This window comes from Bradyrhizobium sp. PRIMUS42 (assembly GCF_023006515.1).
Classification (GTDB): Bacteria; Pseudomonadota; Alphaproteobacteria; order Rhizobiales; family Xanthobacteraceae; genus Bradyrhizobium.
The window spans coordinates 1-17,392 of sequence record NZ_JALBGZ010000054.1 but is presented as its reverse complement, the minus strand read 5'-3'; the positions used below and the strand labels follow the sequence as shown (position 1 = coordinate 17,392).

Here is a 17,392-nt window from a genome sequence, read left to right as displayed (position 1 = left end):
CCGGCGGAAGCGCCGCGGCCGCCGACGGCAAGGCCCGGACCGGCGTCAGCATGAACAAGGGCAACGGCCCGGTGATGAATTCCAACGCCCGCGCGCAGGCCCATGAGGGCGGCACGTTCAGCCGCTCGCACACGCGCACCAAGGTCAAGGCCGGTGAAGAGGTCGGTTCGACCACCAAGACAATGTCGCATGTGCCGGGTTCGAAGCCGTCCATGTCGACCACGTCAACGACAGCGCGCTAATCCTCACGACCTGCTGCTCGGCTTAGCCGGGCAGCTCTTCTCCGTGGTCCGGTTCAGCCGCCCCTCAGGCTGTGGCTGATCCGCGTGACAAGTCGATCCCATTGCCGCTTCTCGGCCGCGGGATAATTGACCAGCACGCAGTGCACGTATCCCCGCGCGAAATTGCAGCGGTCGTACCAGATTGTGCCGCGCTTGACGCTGGAAACCACGAAGAAATCGGGCGCAATGCGCTTGTAGATGATCCCGGGCGGGGGATTCTTCCTGGCCAGGAATTCAGCCGGCGAAAGACCCTGCCGGTTGGCAACGGCCTGGACGGTGAGATCAGCCCTGCCGTCGGACGTGCGAAATTGCTGGCCGTAGCCGTCGGGCTTGCCGGCCGTCTCCGTGAAAACCGAGGCGGGAATTTCGACCGAGGTCCCTGACTCCGGAATCCGGTAGCTGGTCCAGCTGTCGGCCCGGGCAACGCACAGGGTGGCAGACAGCGCAACGGCGGCAACAATGATCGTCTTCATGCGGGCCTCATCATTTGCGCGGCGCCAGTTGCAGCTCCATCAGGGCGATCCGCTGCAAAGTCGCGACATTGTGCTCGCCCGCACCAGCCGTGCGCAGAATGGATTCGGCGAGTGCGTTGACGTGCGAAGAGTGCACGGGCTCCGGCAACGTGGCAACCGCGGCTTGCAGAGCGGTGGTCATGAGCTCGATCACCTCAGGGGAGAACTCGGTGTTGGAAAGGTTCTTCATGGCGTGCGTCGGCCGCTGCTGTGGGCCGCTGTTCAACGCAGGGAAAAAGTGGAAGTTCCTGGATTGGGCGCGGCCCTGAGGGCCGCGTCGAGCAGGACCGTTGGCACTCCGCCGGCCTACGTCACGGGCTGGTACCGCGTCAGCTGCTCGAACTCGGCCTCCTCGCGGGCGACGGCCTGCATTCTCACATGGCTGCCGATGACGAGGCCAGTGAGCGAGAGCATGAGCCCGAGCGCCAGCGGCGCGAACAAGGCCTCTTCCTGAAACAATCCGTTGAGCAGCACGACCATGACGCCGAAGCCGGCCAGACCCTGCGTCAGATATCCTGACGACGCGTACAGTCGCCAGGCCTTGAGCGCCATCGCGAAATAGAAGGCAAGCGGCACGAAGGCGGCGATGCCCATCTGGTACAGCAGCACACCGACCGCGCTTTCGACCGCGCCATCGATCGTTCCGGCCGCCTGCGCGGCACTCCAGTCGATGGAAAAATAGCTGTCTGACAAATTGCCGCCGACGCCGAGGCCGCGGCCGAACGGTCGCTCCAAGAATCCATTCAGCCCCCCCATGAGGCCGATGACGTGATAGTCGCCGATCTGCAAGCCGACACGGATCGCCAGAATCGCAAAGGCGATCAGGCCCAGAAAGCCGAGCAACAGCGTCACCACCGCACCGAGCAGCCGGGTCGAGATCCAGGCCGCGGCGACGAAGACCACGACGATGAGCGCTCCCTTCACGCTGCAAAACACCAGGAGCGGCAACGCCGCCAGGGCCAGGAGCGGACGTCCCACCGAGCACAGGAACAGGCCGAGAAAGCCGATCCCGTAGGCGAAGCTGATCGGGTGCATGTTCGGACCGTGGATGCGCAGCATCTTCGACAGGCCGAACCCTTCCAGCAGGGGCGTGTTCAGGAAGTCGAAGCTGAAACGATCCTTGAGATCGACGGGCACGTTGCCGGTGGCCCTCATCTGGGCTTCCCAGACGCCGGAGTGTGTCGCCTTGAGCTCGTCGAAACCCCAGAACGTGTATCCGTTGGTGACGGCGAGCCAAAAATCGCGGAAGGCGAGCTCGACGTAGCCGCACACCATGAGAATGACCGCGAGCGTCACCAGGAAGGGCGTGATGCGCACCTCATAGGTCGCGGCTGTCAAAAGCGACAGCTGGAACAGGAACAGCGGCATCACGATATTGCGCAGATAAACCGCCGCAGGCTGTCCGTCCTGGATGAAGCCGATCGCGAAATACAGCGACACCACGGCGAGGGTGATCACACCCCAACGCATGATCCGGTTCACCTCAGCCGACTGATTCCTCTGGCCCAGCACGTAGAGGCCGAACGTCGCCAGCCACATGACGGAGCAGACGAGAAAATTGTAGCCCTTGATGAAGTCGAGATCGGACGGCAGCGGGATCAGCGGAGACAGGATCGAGACGAACAGATTCTGGAAGAACAGAACGAAGATCGCGATGGCGGGCGCGTAGGTCGGGACCGCCACGACGATGGCGATGCCGACGAGGACCACGACGGCAATGCCCAACGCCGGATTGGCGAGGTGCAGGACCGGCGCAAAACCGATCGTCGCCACGGCGATGCAGAGGGTCAGGACCAGCTCGCGCCAGGCGGGCGGCGATGGCGCGACCTGCACGGTCTGAACCTGAGGTGAGGACCCGGCGCTCATTGATCGTCCTTTGGCATCGCGCGTCGAGCACGATAGCGGGGCGATGTGTAAGGATTCGTTAACGATAGCGGAACGCGAAGAGCGATCAGCGCCGGCCGGGCCGTGCCGCTCCGCCGAGCAGCGCCCGCATCACGTCGGGATCGGGCTTGCCGGTGCTGCGGTCGACGAGGCCAAAACCCTGCGCCAGCTCCCAATGCGCCCAGCCCCAGCAATGATCGCGGGCATAAGCGGTGACTTCCGCCAGCCAGCGCATCCGGCTCTCCCTGGGAGCGCCGGCTTTCAACACGCCGAATTCGTTGACGATGATCGGCCGCGCGAACTGCTGCTGCCATTGCAGCGCCGGCGCGAGCCAGCGATCGGCGCCCGGCCTGTCCTTGGCGGCGGCAATCGCAACGTCGAGCATGCCGAGTGCCTTGGTCGCGCCCCTCGCCTGCAAATCCTGGCGGATTGCCTGAACTTTGGGATCGCCCGCGTTGATCGGATAAGGCAGATCGATGATGTCGTGCAGCGGATCCTGCGCATCCCAGTGGGCCTGATGGGTGAACACCATGGGATCATAGAAGTGGATGGCATAGACGATGTCGGGATCCGGCAGCGGCCGGAATCGTGGCAGCGAATCCGCGCGCTGCCAGTTGACCGGGCCTATGACGAGGGTCGTCTTGGGAAGCAATCCGCGCACGAAGACGGCGAGCGCTTCGACCTCCGTCTGCCATCTGTCGGCGTCGACATCGGGCTCGTTGAGCAGCTCGGCGAAGATGCGATCGGGCGGATAGGATCGAATGACCTCAGCAAGACCGCTCCAGGCCTCCTGCATCTGACGCAGCGCCGCGTCCGGATCCTCCTTGTGCAGGCGATTGAAGCGCTCGCCGGGATGAAGATCGACGGACGTGGAGTAGCCGAGCGCGGTGAGCTGCTTCAGCGCTTGGTCGAGCACGCGCAGCGTCTCGTCGCGCTCGGCCTTCGCAGCGAAACGAGGCATCACGCGCTCTGCCGGCACCGGCAGGCGAACATGGCTCATTCCCGCCCTGCGCAGTTGCTGCAGCAGCTCGCGGCTCGGGGCCGCGCCGTTGATCCAACCATCGGCATTGAAGCCGCGGGACAGTGCGGCAAGCCGATCCGGCGCGACCGTCTGCGGCACGGGCACGCAATCGCCGGCGAAGACCGGCGAGCCTGACGAGATCCACAGAAGCATCGCCGCGGCCAGCGGACGACGGCGCGACGATGTCATGGTCAAACCGCAAGGCCCAATGCGCCACCCTCGGGGTGCGGCGACAGCGAGCCCGCAGGCGCATGATTGACGACCAGACCTGTCGGCACGGCCTCGTAGCGCGACAGCGCCGTAGTCACCCTGCGCATCGCCGCCGAACCGAGCTCGCCGGCGCGCGCCACCAGGACGATGAGATCCGCGTGCGCCGCCAGCGCGATGGCGTCGGGCTGCAAGGCGAGATTGCCGGCGTGGACGATGATCAGGTCGAATTCCGAACGAATATCGTCCTCGGGACTCGCATCGGCCTTTCGGCCGGCACTGAGGAGCTCGTCGATCGACTGCAGTCCCGCCGTGGTCGAGCCGTCATTCCATTCGGTCACCGGAGGCTGGTGACCTGCGAATTCCCCCTGCAGCCGGATCAATACGCTCATCATGCCGCGCGTCACGGCGGCGCGATTCAGGGAGCGCGCAACGGTGTTGCCGCCGGCGCTCTTGCCGACCGACAACACGAGGGCGACCTTGCAACCGCGCACCGGCACGCGATCTATCCGCTCGAGCAGCGGCCGCAGATAGGCACCGAGATCGAGCTCGGCCGAGGCCGCAATCGGTCTTTGCCAGACGGTGTTGGTGTTGGCTCCAGACGAAAGATCGGGGATGCGGGCCCAGACAGGAAGGCGCGGCATCGTCTCGGGCCGGCCCACGGCAGCGGCCGGAGGCTGAGCTTGAGGCTGGACTTGAACCTGGACTTGCCGACCCTGCGTGTTCTCCACCGCGGCATGCACGGGAGCTTCGATGGGCGCAGACTGGTCGGACATGCTCGTCATCACCGCAATTGCGGCGGTCGACGTCAGCAGCGAGCCGATCGCCAGCGCCGCCAGCAGCAGAGCGAACGGCGGGCGCGTCGAGCGCAGCGGCGGAATGGCGGGCGAAGCGATCTTGGTCTGGGACGCCTGCAGCTGACGCTGCTCGTTGGTGGTCTTGAACCGCGACAGGAACTGCTCGTAGATGTTCCTGTTGGCGTCGGCGTCGCGCTGCAGCTCCTGCAGCTTCACCAGCGCCTGCCCGTCGACCAGCATTTGCGTCTCGACCGCCTTGAGCTGCTTTTCCAGCGCGTTCTGCTGCTCCAGCTGGGCTTCATATTCGGACTTGGCGGTGTCGATGTTCTTCTTCCGCTCGACCTCGATCTGCCGGTTGATGTCGGCCAGCTGGCTGTAGGAGATCGCGAGGTCGGGATGGCGCTCGCCGTACACCGCCTTCTTCTGCGCGATCTGGTCATTCAGGGTCGAGCGCTGCGCCCGCAGCATGCTCAGCAGGTCCTGCTTCACCGGCCCTTCGACATTGGCCTTGAGATCGCGCTGCACCTGCTCGTAGCGCGCCTTGGCTTCCTCGGTACGCAGACGTGCGGCGGAGACCTGCTGATTGAGATCGGTCACCCGCAATTGCTGGGTGGTCGAATCCTTGCCGGCATTGAGGATCTTGTGCTCGAGCCTGAAGGCGGCGACGGCGTCTTCCGAGGCGCGCAGGCGCTCGTTCAATGTCTTCAGCCGGTCCTTGAGCCAGTCGGCGGCCTCGTCCGTGGCCTCGGTGCGGACACGGCCCTGGCTGGCCACGAACGCCTCGGCGACGGCGTTGGCATAATAAGCGGCCCGCTCGGGGCGGTTGGAGGTGAACGAAACCGCAATGACGTAGGTGAGTCCTCGGCGCGTGATCTCGAGGCGGCTGCGGAATTTTTCGAGCAGGCGCGTCATGTCGGTATGACCGCCCGCGATGTCATCGTCGTCGGCGATCTTGAGCTGTTCGATCAGGGGGCGGAGAAAGCCATCCGACTTGGCGATCTCGATCTGGCTCTGAAGCGCTGCGGCGTCCTGGCCGATGCCCGGCAAAACGTCCTGCTCCGTGGTGACACGCAGCTCCCGGGGGTCGAGCACGACCAGGGCCGTCGCGGCGTACCGGACCGGCAGAACCATGAGAACGACGACGCCGAAGGCGAATAGCGCCAATGCCAGCATCAGAATGCGCCGGCCGTTCTCGCGCAGGAAAGAGAGAGCTCCGGAGACGGTCAGCGATCCCTTGATCAGGGTCGGCGCGGCACCATCGGGTTTCGTCCGCGCAGCCCGCGGCGCTTCCCACGAAGCCGCTGGCTCCGTCGGGGCGATGCTTCGCGGAGATGGGCGGCTACCGAACGCCATGGGCTCGACTCGAAATCAACTGACAGTCACAGTTCAGAGGCTTTCGACACCGTAAATATCCATGGTTAACCGGCGGTTACGGCCGGCGCGAAGCCGTCATGACGTGCTGCCTGGCTACGCCGTCAGCAGCGGCGCTATTGCAGATGCCGAAAGGCCTGCGAACGGCCCCCTTTCAGGCTGAAGAGAACGGCTTGGATGCTCTTCGCGCCGGACTTGCGGTGCCGTCGGCCTCGACCAGGCTTGCGACCTGGTCGCCGCGCTCAGCTGATGTTCAGCAGAATTCGCCCCGATGTGCCGCTGCGCATCAGGTCCAACGCGTCATTGACGCCGTCAAGCGCGAACTCGTGGGTCACGATCCCGCGGTAGCTCACCTTGCCGGCATCGCTCAGCCGAACGAGACGCGGGATATCGCGCGCCGGCTGGCATTGCCCGCCTTCCGAGCCCTTCAGCACCTTCTCGAAGTGGAGCGGCAGCGTGTAGATTTCGGCCTTCTCGCGGGGAACGCCGACGAGGATGCAGCGGCCCTTCTTCGCCGTGATCTCGTAGGCGAGCTCGATCAAATTCTTGACGCCGGTGGTTTCGACGACCTTGTCGGGTCCCTCAGTGCCCGTGATCGACCGAACGTCGGCAGCCACATCATTGACCGCTTCGGAGTTGATGGTGTGGGTGGCGCCGAACTGCCTCGCCATCTCGAGCTTGTTGTCGAGGCGGTCGATCGCGATGACGGGATAGGCGCCCACCATCGCGGCAAATTGCACGATGTTCAATCCGACGCCGCCGACGCCGAACACGACGACGGCCTCGCCGATGGCGATTTGCGCATCGTTGTTGACGACACCGAGCGCGGTCGTCACCGCGCAGCCGAGCAGCGGCGCGCTGGTGCGGTCGATCGAGGCCGGAACGGGCGTAACGCGATTCTCGGACACCACGGCGTAGTCGTTGAAGGTGGTGACCCAGCCCGCATTGAGGCGCTTGCCGCGCCAGGAATAGACCGGAGTATTGGACTGGATGCCCTTGCCCGGCCGCCAATGCATGACGACGGTGTCGCCCTGCTTGCAGGAGACGACGCCGGGTCCGGTCTCGACGATGGTTGCCAGCGCTTCGTGCCCCAAGAGGTGCGGCAGGAACTTGTCGACGCCTTTGACGGCGTCGATCTCGTTGATCTGCGCGCCGCAGATGCTCGACGTGTGCACGTGCGCGAGCACCTGGCCGTGCTCGAGCCGATCCGGCAAGGTGAACTCGTCGACGATCAGCGGCTTGCCCGATTCGACGAGAATGGCCGCCTTGGCAGTCTTGATGTCCATGAGGAGCGCCCGATCACTCGAAATAGATGAATTCGTAATCGCCGGTGTAGCCGAGCTTGCCGTACAGCCAGATCCATTCCGACGTGTGCAGGATGGACTCCGCCGTCAGCGCCCAGCATTCGAGGTTGTGCAATTCGGCGACGTTCCGGTAGCCCTCGACCATGACGTATTTGTTCTTGCCGACCCGCTCGACCTGCTTGAGCGCCGCCTCGAGTTCATACAGTCGGAGATTGTGCAGGGTACCCAGCGAGATGACGAGATCGAAACTTTCGTCGCCATAGGGATAGATGTCCTGGGCACGATAGTTGAAGAGGTGCGGCTTCACCTGCTCGTGCGCATTTTCGAGACCATGCTTGGAGATGTCGAAGCCGACGACCTTCAAACCCGGCAGGATCTTCTGCATCTCGTACAGCAGAAAGCCCTTGCCGCAGCCGACGTCGAGCACGCTGGACCCATTCTTCAGACCATAGGTCTCGATCAGCGCCTTGGCGACCGGCGCCCAGCGCCCTTCGATGAAGCGGTAGCCGCCATAGCCGAAGCGGCGGTCGCCATCCCAATAATCGGCCTCGTATTCCCGCGCCTTCAGCGAGCAGCCGATCTTGTCGTCGTTCATGCGGCCCATGTAGTCGCGCTTGGTCGCCGTATGCAGTGGCGTCACGATATTCAGGAGTCGTCCCATTGAGTCCTCGGGTTCCAGCACACGCTGCGATTCTCGCGACTGGCTGGCCCAGAGTCGCGACTTGCGAATCGCTTTAGCATTTGCGGTCAAGATCATCATTGCTGCAGATCAATGATCTGGACTCGTGCGACGGCGCCGCCGACGGTCGGCACAAATTCTGTCACCGGCAGCGACGCATGGAACGGGAGTGTGGGGCACAGCGTTCGCCTCGCAGGGAGTCTCGCCATGCCGACCAAACCGACCATCGCCCGCATCTGGCGGGGCCGTACCCACCGCGATCTCGCCGACGCCTACCAGGCCTATCTGCAGGCCGAGGGCATTCCGCCGCTGTTGAAGACCGCGCTCGGAGTGCAGCAATTGCGCGAGGACCGCGATGATGAGACGTGGTTCACGACCATTTCCTATTGGGCTGATATCGCGGCCATGACGGCCTTCACCAAGGGCGAGCCGACCAAGGTCCATCATCTCGCGCGCGACGCGGAATTCCTGATCGAGCTGCCGCAGCGCATCGAAATCCATCGCATTCTGATCGACGAACAAGGACTGCGGTAAAAGGCTGAGCCGTCGAGCTGAAGCTCGCATGGCCGTCAAATGGCGGCTTGTTGCAAAGATCCAGTGCTCGCGACTGTGCGGTTTCGCCGCAATGTTGCCAGCGGAATCAATCACTATAGTCAGAGCGTCATGGCATATGTCGTCGACATAGATGCGCGCACCGCGCGTTTCAGTCTTCACGCCGGCCGCCTCCAAGCAGGCGGTTAGCCGGACGGTGCTTGCGCCGTCCGGGCTCTTTTCCAGCTTTCGTGACCTCCGCCCGAGAGGTCGTATTGAAGCAGAAGGAGTGTGCCGTGCTGCCTCTTCCAAAAATCGCGCTCACCGCATCGGACTACCCGCGGCTGGAACAGCTTGCCCGCCGTGCCGCGCAGAAAGGCGACCTGGACGGGATCTTCCTCATAAGTGAGATCAACCGCGCCGACATCGTGCCCGACGAAGGGAACGATCTCCGTTCGCTCGTGACCGTGGGATCATGGGTCACCTGTTGCACGAATTGGGGCGTTCCGCGTCGCACCGTGCAATTGGTCTGGCCCGAGGAGTACTGGTCGAATCCCGACAGCCTTTCGGTCCTAACACCTTTGGGTGCGGCTTTGATCGGACTGCAGGTCGGCGACCAGATGCCGTACTTCGTCGCCGGCTGCCTGAACGTCGTCAGGGTTCAGAACGTAACCCAATCAAGCCCAAAGGTCGTCCCTCTCTTCCGGGCACGCCGAAGCAAGCCGTTCGATGACGACCCCGGACCAACTGCAGCATAGGAGAATTCAAATGCGCAACTTCGAAATCAGGACTCGGCGAGAACAGCCGGCGCTGCCACCGATCAAGATCACGGAAGTCGAGTCGCGTCGTCTCAGCTCGCTGGCAAATTCAACCATGGAACTATTTCCGCGTGTCGCCCAGTTTCTGGCTCGAGAACTGGAACGTGCGACGGTTACGGAAGAGAACGACTTGCGCGGCGTGATCAGGATGGGGTCGAAAGTGACCTATCGCGATGACGAGACGGGTGCGAGCCGGGAGATCGTGCTGGTCTATCCGCACGAGGCGAACATCGAACTCAACCGGATCTCGATCCTGACGCCTGTCGGAGCGGCGCTGATCGGCCTCTCGGTGGGACAGCGGATCGAATTCGAGACGCCCGACACGCGCACCAGGGGATTGACCGTTCTCGCCGTCTCCGAATGAGGGCTTGCGGCATCTCGCCGAAAAGGCGTCTTTTCGGCAGGCGAATTCAGGAGAGCCACGCAGAGGCCGGCGTCGTGACAGGAACGTCTCCTCTCTCTTCGCAATTGACTCTCGTCAGGCAACGACAGCGAGAACCGTCATGAAAAACATCAGTGCCGGCCAGATCGCCCTGTTGGTCGCTCTCGGAGCCATGCTGATTCTCACCGGCGTCTGGGCTTTCTCGGTCTGGGGAGCCAGCAGCGGGGTCGAAATGGGCAAGCATGGCTGGATCGCGCTTGGTCTCGGAAGTTTCTTCTCGCTGCTCATCGGCTGCGGGCTGATGGCCTTGATGTTCTTCAGCAGCCGCAGCGGTCACGATGATGTCGCCGATCCCTTCCGCCGGCGGGACGGCGAGGACAGATAGCTGCACCTTCGCCTTGCATCCTTACGAACGGTTCATTTTCTGCGACCCGTCCAGCGCGTCTTGATTCCCGGGTCCGCCGCGGTATACGTTCCCACCATGATGTTCATGTCCACATTCTTCCTGCTGATCTGAACGGCTGAAATCGTCGCGGCGCATCCGCGCCGATCAGATCGAACCGGCTGCGCCTGATGCGGTAGCCGCAGGGAGAATGTGCAATGCCCCAGACCGAACATGCTGGCCTGACGCCTCGTCAGGTCCAGAACTTCATCGACGACGGTTTCGTCAAGATCGAGAACGCCTTCAGCGCTCAGCTTGCAAAGCAATGCAGGGACGAATTGTGGGCGGATATCGGTCTGTCACCGGACCAACCTCAACTTTGGACTCGCCCCGTTGTCCGGGTGGGATTCAAGGCTTCGCCCCCTTTCATTGAAGCCGCGAACGCGCCGCCCCTGCACAACGCCTACGATCAACTCGTTGGCGAAGGGCGCTGGCTTGCGCCCACGGGCCTTGGAACCTTTCCGATCCGCTTCCGGTCAGAGGAAGCGCCCGGTGATGACGGCTGGCATGTGGACATGAGCTTTGGCACCGCCAATGCGGATTTCATGGAATGGCGCGTCAATGTGAAAAGCAGCGGGCGTGCGCTGCTGATGCTCTTCCTGTTCTCGGATGTCGGCGCCGATGATGCGCCCACGCGGATCCGGAAAGGCTCGCATGCCACTATCGCGCAGGAGCTACTGCCTTATGGCGAGGCAGGCGCGACGCTCCGGCAGCTCTCTGCCGAGGACTATGCGTCGACCGGAGATTGCGAGATCGAGCTGGCGACCGGTGCGGCAGGCAGCGTCTATCTGTGCCACCCGTTCCTCGTTCATGCCGCGCAACCCCACCGAGGGAAACGGCCGCGCTTCATGGCACAGCCTCCGCTGCTGCCGAGAGGCGAGCTTGATCCCGCGTTGCCACCTTCGCCAGTTCAGATCGCGATCCGGCGGGCTTGTGGATTGAGCTTCTAGTTGGACAGCATCCGGGACCGTTCGCGGCCCCGGATGCTCCTGCCATACTGTGTAGATGTGCGATCTGACGCCAGGACTGCTGCGCAGCGCCGCCGGCAGCGGCACGCTTAGAGGCAAGGATTCTTTACCGGCGGTCGCTTGACGGACAAAAGCTTGTTCAAGATCGAAACCCGCGAGTCGTGCGAAGCGGACCGCAATGCGCTGCTCATGGGACGAATGGGGTTGGCTTCGCATAGCTTGCGGCGATCGTCGTCGGATTGCCCGCCCACAGTCTGCTTGACATGCTGCTCACGTTGCCGGGCAGCATCCTGAAGCTCCGATTTGGTCACTGGAACAAGGCTGTTCTCAACGATAAAATCGTTCATACGATCTATCGCGTCGTCCAGATCGGCTTCGAAGCCTCGATCTTCGCCCGACAGGCAAGCTTCGGTGTAGGACCGAACGCCGACATAAATCTCCCAACTGCATTGCACGGCGCCGCGCCCGCTATTATCGATCCCGGTGCTCGTGATCTGGTCTCCATGGCGTTCCAAAAAGAACGAAACCCCCGAGGAGAGATCGATACGCCGTGTCGCCTCGCCTTTGTCATTGACGGCGTCGATGACCTTTGCGTCGGGCCGCTTCGCCAAGGCGTCCCACAACGGAGACCATTGCGCCTCCCGGGCGTGCGCAGCGAGGACCGACAGCAGGAGCGCGGCGGCGACACACATCACGCTATTGGCTGCCGACCAGGTGCGAGGATCTGACATTCAGGCTTTCTGCCGGACAGCAGGAGCAGAGGGTTGCTCCTTTGCAAACTCAATCCAGAATTGCATGACGTAAGCCTGGACGCAAAGCGTATCTTTCGCAAGGATGCACATGACGATCGAAATCACTGGAGCCCGGCTTGCTTTGGCGTGACGCTTTCTTGGCAGCACTGGTTGCGCTCATGGCGTTGAGCTTTTTGCCATCGCTTCGGAGGTCATTGCATAAGCCGATCCGATTTGATCCCGATCGGCCTTATCAGGTCTACACCCGGGACTATGATTTGGAGATCGAGGCGAACGACTTGGATGCCGTCCTCGCGTCGCTCCCTGACCGCCGCTGGGCCCAGCGCTTTCCGGTGACCGACCCCGGGCCGCTGTACGACCTCGAAAAGGACCTTGCGGCACAGCGTGCGCGCATTGCGCCTTCCCAGCCGCAAGACAGCTCCGCGTTTGATGGCGCCGATGCGATCGTGTCCTTGCTGATCGATCATTCCGGATCAATGCGCGGACAACCGATGTTTTTCGCGGCCCGGGCTGCGCTGGTCGCCTCCGACCTGCTCGAAAGCCTGGGAGCAAAGCAGGAAGTGCTCGGCTTCACGACGTCGCGCTGGAAGGGCGGGCAGAGCCGGGAAAAATGGTTGAACGACCGCCAGCCCGCCTATCCCGGGCGACTGAACGACCTGCTTCACATCATCTATTGCAGCACCGGTGGGAAGCTGAGCGCGCAACGCTGCGCAGACATGCTACGGCCAGATCTCATCAAGGAGAATATCGACGGCGAAGCTATTGAATGGGCCGCGTCGCGTTTGCGCCAACGCGAGGAAAGGCAGAAATGTCTGATCGTGCTATCCGACGGCGCGCCTGTTGACGATTCCACATTGCTCGAGAATGGAGACAGGTATCTGGACCACCATTTGCGCCATGTCGTCAGCGAGATCCAGCAGGCGGGCGACATCCGGCTTGCCGCAATAGGCATCAGCCACCGGGTCGAGCAATATTACAAGCACGGCATTACCATCAGCTCGCCGGAAGAGCTGGAGAGCACTCTCGTTCAGCTCATCAACCGGCTATTGCGCCCATCGCCTTGATGCGCCGTTACAGCTTTCCATAAACCCGCCCGGCGACCGCCTTCAGGCGCTCGACCGAGCCGGACTCCGGATGCGGCTTGACCGGGGCGAACAGGATCGAAGCCTGCTTGCCGTTCTTCCAGACATAGATGGTGACGGCGTTGCCGTTGCCCTTGGTGCAGGAATGCTCGCCGAACGCTTCACTGCCGAGCTCGGGTATCGCCAAATGCTTGCAGGGACCTGCGCGTTTCATCATGCCGATGGCGGTGTCGCGCGAAGTCGTGATCACGGCGACCGTCATGGTGTTGGCCTCGCGATCGAACATCATGCAGCTGCCCGCGCCGGTCCGCTGCACCGTCAGCGTGCTGCTGTCGAGAAAGCCGTCGGCATCCGCGGCCGCAAGCCACTCGCAATTACCGAACCGTTCGCTGCTCCTGTTCACGCTGGCGATGGCAATTCGCGCGGCTTCGGTGAGCGGTCCGAGCAGCGCATCGTCGGCACGCCGGCCGGCCGGATAGACGGTGATCTGCAGAATGTAATCGCCGGACAAGGCGACGACCGAGGCCTCCTGCCGCTCTGCGCCGGCGGCGCTCGTTCCGCCCTGGCCTTCGTCGCCGATCCCTGACACTGCGTTCAGCGGCATGCGCTCGCCAAGTGTCTTGACGAAGGTCGCGTACAATTCCCTGGCGCGGTCCTTGTCGGGATTACGGAACACGGAGAGCATCATCGTGTCGCCGCGCCCGGCCTGGTAGATGCAGCCGCGGCCGTCCTGATTTGAAATCAGTGACCATTTGAGCGCCGGCATCGCGCCGGCGAGTTCCTTGGCGCTGATGAACGGGCAGGTTTCGGCCGCCCTTGCGGGAAGCACCGGGGCGGCTGCGATTGCAAGGAATAGAACGAGGCGGGAGAGCAGACGATCGATACTGGGCATGGGACGAACTTACTATCGAAATGGCACGCCCGGAACCATTCAGATTGGTAACCCTGGTGCTCTACGTCACCGCCCGTGATATTCGGCCCAGCACTCCGCCGTTTCGTAGACGCGGACCGCCGAGATTTGCCGCAGGCTCGATGCCAGCCGGTCCCATATCCAGATCGCAATGTTCTCGGCCGTCGGGTTCTCGAGCCCCTCGACGTCGTTCAAGCATCGGTGGTCCAACGCGCCCACGATATCGGCGAAGCTCGACTCGAGATCGAAAAAGTCCACGACGAAGCCCGTGCGGGGGTCGACCGGTCCGTCGAGCTGGACCTCGACCCGGTAGGAATGACCATGCAGCCGGCTGCATCGGTGCGTCTCGGGCACCTTGGGCAACCGATGCGCTGCCTCGAATTTGAATGCCTGTGATATCTTCATCTGGTTCCCGACGGCGCGCGGCCGATCCGCGATCTCGGATGTGGATTGCCTGACCGGCGTCGAAGAATGGCGCGCCCGGAACGATTCGAACGTCCGACCCTCAGATTCGTAGTCTGATGCTCTATCCAGCTGAGCTACGGGCGCGTTTTTCGCAAACAGCGCGGGCATGGCCCGCAAGCAGCCCCCGGCAAAGCCGGAGGGGGTGCGAAAGAGCGCTTTGACTAGCCGCTCTTGTCCCGATTGGCAAGGTCTGCGTCGGCGGTATTTTGGGGCATTCCGCCTCTTGATCGTCATTCCGGGGCGCGACGAAGTCGCGAGCCCGGAATCCATAACCACCAGCCGGGGTTATGGATTCCGGGCCTGGCCCTTTGGGCCATCCCGGAATGACGGAAATCATGGCGATCACCCGCTCGTTCAATCGGCCTCCTGGCCGACTACGCCCTCTGCCGCTCGTTGCGGATGGAGAGCAGCTCCACGGGGCGGTCGGGGATGACGATGCGGAAGGTGGCGCCGATGGTGCCCTCGACCAGGTGAATGTCGCCGCCATGGGCGCGGACCAGCTCGGCGGCGATGGCCAGGCCAAGGCCACTGCCGCCGGGGCGACCGGAGGTCTGGAACGCCTCGAACAGGTGATCCCGGGTCTTCTGGGGCACGCCGGGGCCGGTGTCGGAAACTTCGATGATCGCCACGGCGCCCTCGCGTTTTCCGGTGATCCGGATCTGCTGCGGGCCCCCCTCGCCGGAGGAATGACTCTCCAACGCCTGGGCGGCGTTGCGGACGAGATTGAGCAGCACCCGGAACAACTGATCGGGATCGGCATCGATCGCAAGCCCGCGCTCGATCGCAGCGACCCAGGCGATCGAGGCGTCGGAGGCGAGACCCGCGGTCTCACGGACCTCCAGCACGACGGGCTCGATCATGATCATGCGGCGGTCCGGCGCGGCCTCCTGGGCGCGGCCGTAGGACAGCGTCGACTGGCAGAAGGCGATGGCGCGCTCGAGCGAGCGCACCAGTTTCGGCGCAAAGCGCTGCACCCGCGGGTCCGGCACGCTGGCGAGCTGGTCCGACAGAAGCTGGGCCGAGGCCAGCAGATTGCGCAGATCGTGATTGATCTTGGACACCGCGAGGCCAAGGGCGGCAAGCCGGCTCTTTTGGTTCAGCATCGACATCAAATCGCGCTGCATGTCCGACAACTCGCGCTCGGCGACCCCGATCTCGTCGCTGCGCTGGCTGGGCACGATGATGCCCGCGGAGCTCTCGGGGTTCTCGTGGAAGCCGACCAGGCTCGCGGTCAACCGCCGCATCGGGCGCACGAAGAGATAATGAAGCGCGAGATAGACCAGCCCCGCGGTCAGCGCCGCGATGATCAGCGCGACCACCACGAGGTTGCGGGAGAAACGATACATCTGCTGCCGCAGCGGCAGCTCGTCGGTCACGATCTCGATGAACTGGGCATTGCCAACGCCGGGCCCGACGATCCGGATGGCCTGGTTGCCGGTCTCCAGCATCATTCGGAACGAGCCAGTGATCGCCTCCCAGGCGGTCATGTCGCGCAGGTCGAGGTCATGCTCGATCGCGGCCGGAATGTTGTCGCTGGCGAGCAGCCGGCGCTGCTGGCCCATCTTGATGGCGACGGCGCGGGCATTGATGCTTTTCAGGATCTGACGCGACAGCGAATCGGGGACCATGCCGAGCGGCGCCGCGTCCAGCACCAGCGCCGCGGTGTTGGCCGCCGCGACGCGGTCGTTCAGCCGGTTGACCCAGAAATTGGCAATGGCAGGCACGTAGAGCAGGATGGCCGCGATCATCACCAGGGGAATGGTGAGCAGCAGCAGCTTGCCTGACAGCCCAAGCCCGCGCGTCCCGCGGGGGCGCACCGCCGGCGGGTCCGGCTGATCCTGATCCTGGATCGGCTGGAGGTCTGTCGCTGCCACGAAATTCGCCCTCGCTGCCTTTGGCGGGTGAAGGATTGGCGTTATGAAAGATGCGGCCCGACCCCGGTCGGGTCAAATTACGGATCGCTAATCTGCCAAGGTGGGATGTAAGCGCTGATATCGCGAGTCGCTACCTCAAGGGTTAAAAACCCCGAGCAAACAGCGATATTCACCGGAAACGTGCGCTTGTGCGGCGTTGACGAAAACAAGGCGCTCGCTTATAAGCCGCGCAAATTGTCCGCGATGACCCGGTGCGACACCGGGAGCGGCTCTCTTGGGGCCGGAAACGGTCCGTTTTGGGCCGCATCTTCCGGACTTTACCATCAATTCTACAGGCAAATTGCCCGGTCAGCGGAGAAAAACCCGTGAAGCGGACTTATCAACCCAGCAAACTGGTGCGCAAGCGCCGTCACGGCTTCCGTGCCCGTCTCGCCACTGCCGGCGGCCGCAAGGTTCTCGCCGCCCGCCGCGCTCGCGGCCGCAAGCGTCTGAGCGCCTGAGCCGGACCCCCTTTTCCGGGATTTCATCATGGATCGGCTGAGGCAGCGGGCGGATTTCCTCGCCGTTGCCAATGGCGCGCGGGTGAATAGTCCCGCGTTCGTCCTGCAAAGCCGCCCCCGCGATGACGGCGGCCCGGTCCGGGTCGGCTTCACCGTGACCAAAAAGAACGGCAACGCCCCCGCGCGCAATCGCATCCGGCGCCGGCTTCGCGAACTGGTGAAGCGGCTCGATCCGGTGTCGATGCAGCCCCATCATGATTATGTGCTGGTTGGCCGAAGGGACGCGCTCTCGCGCCCCTTCGCGACCATGCTCGACGACCTCCGCACGGCGTTCACGAAGCCCGCGCGGCAGGCGCCCAAGGGATTGTCGAAGGGACGCGGCCCAAGGACTGAGCGCTCAAGGCCCGGCCCCGCTCCCGCCGCCAGCCGCAAACCCGATTGATGACGAGACACCAGTGATGACCGACAATCGCAATACCATCCTTGCCGTCATTCTGTCGGGCCTCGTCCTGATCGCCTGGCAGTATTTCTACAACGTGCCGGCGATGGAGAAGCAGCGCGCCCAGCAGCAGACCCAGGCCGAGCTCCAGAAGGGCACGCCGCAGCCGACCG

19 protein-coding genes, 1 tRNA gene and 1 pseudogene are annotated in these 17,392 nt (G+C 63.4%); 9 read left to right on the top strand and 12 right to left on the bottom strand.

The window, feature by feature from the left end; all coding sequences use genetic code 11:
- A pseudogene (locus MOV75_RS07855) lies at positions 1–242 on the top strand (hypothetical protein); the annotation flags it as partial.
- 53 nt (positions 243–295) lie between these two features.
- On the opposite strand, the gene MOV75_RS07850 reads toward MOV75_RS07855, so the two are convergent.
- From MOV75_RS07850 to MOV75_RS07820, 7 genes are all read right to left on the bottom strand, one after another.
- Positions 296–754: a hypothetical protein gene (locus MOV75_RS07850; protein WP_246921959.1), complete on the bottom strand. Its 459-nt coding sequence runs from the start codon at positions 752–754 to the stop codon at positions 296–298.
- 10 nt (positions 755–764) lie between these two features.
- Positions 765–983 (bottom strand): hypothetical protein, encoded by a 219-nt coding sequence (locus MOV75_RS07845; RefSeq protein WP_246921962.1) that lies wholly within the window; start codon positions 981–983, stop codon positions 765–767.
- 116 nt (positions 984–1,099) lie between these two features.
- Positions 1,100–2,659, bottom strand: coding sequence for a hypothetical protein (locus tag MOV75_RS07840; protein WP_246921965.1), 1,560 nt, complete (start codon positions 2,657–2,659; stop codon positions 1,100–1,102).
- A gap of 85 nt (positions 2,660–2,744) precedes the next feature.
- On the bottom strand, positions 2,745–3,887 hold the full coding sequence (locus MOV75_RS07835; RefSeq protein WP_246921968.1) for a glycoside hydrolase family 5 protein: 1,143 nt from the start codon (positions 3,885–3,887) through the stop codon (positions 2,745–2,747).
- A 2-nt stretch (positions 3,888–3,889) separates the two neighbouring features.
- The gene (locus MOV75_RS07830) at positions 3,890–6,055 is read right to left on the bottom strand and encodes an exopolysaccharide transport family protein (protein WP_246921971.1); all 2,166 of its coding nucleotides are present in this window, start codon (positions 6,053–6,055) and stop codon (positions 3,890–3,892) included.
- A gap of 260 nt (positions 6,056–6,315) precedes the next feature.
- On the bottom strand, positions 6,316–7,359 hold the full coding sequence (locus MOV75_RS07825) for a zinc-binding dehydrogenase (RefSeq protein ID WP_246921973.1): 1,044 nt from the start codon (positions 7,357–7,359) through the stop codon (positions 6,316–6,318).
- A 13-nt stretch (positions 7,360–7,372) separates the two neighbouring features.
- On the bottom strand, positions 7,373–8,038 hold the full coding sequence (locus tag MOV75_RS07820; protein ID WP_246921975.1) for a class I SAM-dependent methyltransferase: 666 nt from the start codon (positions 8,036–8,038) through the stop codon (positions 7,373–7,375).
- A 225-nt stretch (positions 8,039–8,263) separates the two neighbouring features.
- Between MOV75_RS07820 and MOV75_RS07815 the strand changes: the two genes are divergently transcribed.
- From MOV75_RS07815 to MOV75_RS07795, 5 genes are all read left to right on the top strand, one after another.
- Positions 8,264–8,590: an antibiotic biosynthesis monooxygenase gene (locus MOV75_RS07815; RefSeq protein WP_246921977.1), complete on the top strand. Its 327-nt coding sequence runs from the start codon at positions 8,264–8,266 to the stop codon at positions 8,588–8,590.
- Positions 8,591–8,862: 272 nt separating this feature from the next.
- Positions 8,863–9,345 carry a GreA/GreB family elongation factor gene (locus MOV75_RS07810; RefSeq protein WP_246921979.1) on the top strand — a complete coding sequence of 161 codons (483 nt, stop codon included), beginning with the start codon at positions 8,863–8,865 and terminating at the stop codon, positions 9,343–9,345.
- A 10-nt stretch (positions 9,346–9,355) separates the two neighbouring features.
- Positions 9,356–9,769, top strand: a complete 414-nt coding sequence (gene rnk, locus MOV75_RS07805) for a nucleoside diphosphate kinase regulator (protein WP_246921981.1) — start codon at positions 9,356–9,358, stop codon at positions 9,767–9,769.
- Between the two features lie 139 nt (positions 9,770–9,908).
- Complete coding sequence (locus MOV75_RS07800) at positions 9,909–10,172, top strand: hypothetical protein (protein ID WP_246921983.1); 264 nt, start codon at positions 9,909–9,911, stop codon at positions 10,170–10,172.
- A 215-nt stretch (positions 10,173–10,387) separates the two neighbouring features.
- Positions 10,388–11,179 (top strand): phytanoyl-CoA dioxygenase family protein, encoded by a 792-nt coding sequence (locus MOV75_RS07795; RefSeq protein WP_246921985.1) that lies wholly within the window; start codon positions 10,388–10,390, stop codon positions 11,177–11,179.
- A gap of 107 nt (positions 11,180–11,286) precedes the next feature.
- Here MOV75_RS07795 and MOV75_RS07790 read toward each other — a convergent pair whose 3' ends face one another.
- On the bottom strand, positions 11,287–11,928 hold the full coding sequence (locus MOV75_RS07790) for a hypothetical protein (RefSeq protein ID WP_246921987.1): 642 nt from the start codon (positions 11,926–11,928) through the stop codon (positions 11,287–11,289).
- A 158-nt stretch (positions 11,929–12,086) separates the two neighbouring features.
- On the opposite strand from MOV75_RS07790, the gene MOV75_RS07785 reads away from it, so the two are divergent.
- A complete protein-coding gene (locus MOV75_RS07785; protein WP_247005310.1) occupies positions 12,087–13,013 on the top strand; it encodes a cobalamin biosynthesis protein CobT in 927 nt (308 codons plus the stop codon).
- 7 nt (positions 13,014–13,020) lie between these two features.
- Here the strand turns inward: MOV75_RS07785 and MOV75_RS07780 are convergent, their stop codons facing one another.
- The 4 genes from MOV75_RS07780 to MOV75_RS07765 all read right to left on the bottom strand — a co-directional run bounded on the left by MOV75_RS07780 (position 13,021) and on the right by MOV75_RS07765 (position 16,280).
- On the bottom strand, positions 13,021–13,923 hold the full coding sequence (locus MOV75_RS07780) for a hypothetical protein (protein ID WP_246921992.1): 903 nt from the start codon (positions 13,921–13,923) through the stop codon (positions 13,021–13,023).
- A gap of 66 nt (positions 13,924–13,989) precedes the next feature.
- Positions 13,990–14,346, bottom strand: a complete 357-nt coding sequence (queD, locus tag MOV75_RS07775) for a 6-carboxytetrahydropterin synthase QueD (protein WP_246921995.1) — start codon at positions 14,344–14,346, stop codon at positions 13,990–13,992.
- 67 nt (positions 14,347–14,413) lie between these two features.
- Positions 14,414–14,490, bottom strand: a tRNA-Arg gene (locus tag MOV75_RS07770).
- 290 nt (positions 14,491–14,780) lie between these two features.
- The gene (locus MOV75_RS07765; RefSeq protein ID WP_246921998.1) at positions 14,781–16,280 is read right to left on the bottom strand and encodes a HAMP domain-containing sensor histidine kinase; all 1,500 of its coding nucleotides are present in this window, start codon (positions 16,278–16,280) and stop codon (positions 14,781–14,783) included.
- A gap of 365 nt (positions 16,281–16,645) precedes the next feature.
- Between MOV75_RS07765 and rpmH the strand changes: the two genes are divergently transcribed.
- Together rpmH and rnpA are read left to right on the top strand one after the other, a co-directional pair.
- Positions 16,646–16,780 (top strand): 50S ribosomal protein L34, encoded by a 135-nt coding sequence (rpmH, locus tag MOV75_RS07760; protein ID WP_008542748.1) that lies wholly within the window; start codon positions 16,646–16,648, stop codon positions 16,778–16,780.
- A gap of 28 nt (positions 16,781–16,808) precedes the next feature.
- The gene (gene rnpA, locus MOV75_RS07755; protein ID WP_246922001.1) at positions 16,809–17,222 is read left to right on the top strand and encodes a ribonuclease P protein component; all 414 of its coding nucleotides are present in this window, start codon (positions 16,809–16,811) and stop codon (positions 17,220–17,222) included.
- Positions 17,223–17,392: the final 170 nt, after the last annotated feature.

Excerpts from the sequence above, each read along its gene's own strand:
- MOV75_RS07850 (WP_246921959.1), bottom strand. The coding sequence starts at position 754 with ATGAAGACGATCATTGTTGCCGCCGTTGCGCTGTCTGCCACCCTGTGC.
- rnk (WP_246921981.1), top strand. The coding sequence starts at position 9,356 with ATGCGCAACTTCGAAATCAGGACTCGGCGAGAACAGCCGGCGCTGCCA.
- MOV75_RS07800 (WP_246921983.1), top strand. The coding sequence starts at position 9,909 with ATGAAAAACATCAGTGCCGGCCAGATCGCCCTGTTGGTCGCTCTCGGA.
- MOV75_RS07845 (WP_246921962.1), bottom strand. The coding sequence starts at position 983 with ATGAAGAACCTTTCCAACACCGAGTTCTCCCCTGAGGTGATCGAGCTC.
- MOV75_RS07830 (WP_246921971.1), bottom strand. The coding sequence starts at position 6,055 with ATGGCGTTCGGTAGCCGCCCATCTCCGCGAAGCATCGCCCCGACGGAG.
- MOV75_RS07820 (WP_246921975.1), bottom strand. The coding sequence starts at position 8,038 with ATGGGACGACTCCTGAATATCGTGACGCCACTGCATACGGCGACCAAG.
- MOV75_RS07835 (WP_246921968.1), bottom strand. The coding sequence starts at position 3,887 with ATGACATCGTCGCGCCGTCGTCCGCTGGCCGCGGCGATGCTTCTGTGG.
- MOV75_RS07790 (WP_246921987.1), bottom strand. The coding sequence starts at position 11,928 with ATGTCAGATCCTCGCACCTGGTCGGCAGCCAATAGCGTGATGTGTGTC.
- MOV75_RS07815 (WP_246921977.1), top strand. The coding sequence starts at position 8,264 with ATGCCGACCAAACCGACCATCGCCCGCATCTGGCGGGGCCGTACCCAC.
- MOV75_RS07825 (WP_246921973.1), bottom strand. The coding sequence starts at position 7,359 with ATGGACATCAAGACTGCCAAGGCGGCCATTCTCGTCGAATCGGGCAAG.
- rnpA (WP_246922001.1), top strand. The coding sequence starts at position 16,809 with ATGGATCGGCTGAGGCAGCGGGCGGATTTCCTCGCCGTTGCCAATGGC.
- MOV75_RS07780 (WP_246921992.1), bottom strand. The coding sequence starts at position 13,923 with ATGCCCAGTATCGATCGTCTGCTCTCCCGCCTCGTTCTATTCCTTGCA.
- MOV75_RS07840 (WP_246921965.1), bottom strand. The coding sequence starts at position 2,659 with ATGAGCGCCGGGTCCTCACCTCAGGTTCAGACCGTGCAGGTCGCGCCA.
- queD (WP_246921995.1), bottom strand. The coding sequence starts at position 14,346 with ATGAAGATATCACAGGCATTCAAATTCGAGGCAGCGCATCGGTTGCCC.
- MOV75_RS07795 (WP_246921985.1), top strand. The coding sequence starts at position 10,388 with ATGCCCCAGACCGAACATGCTGGCCTGACGCCTCGTCAGGTCCAGAAC.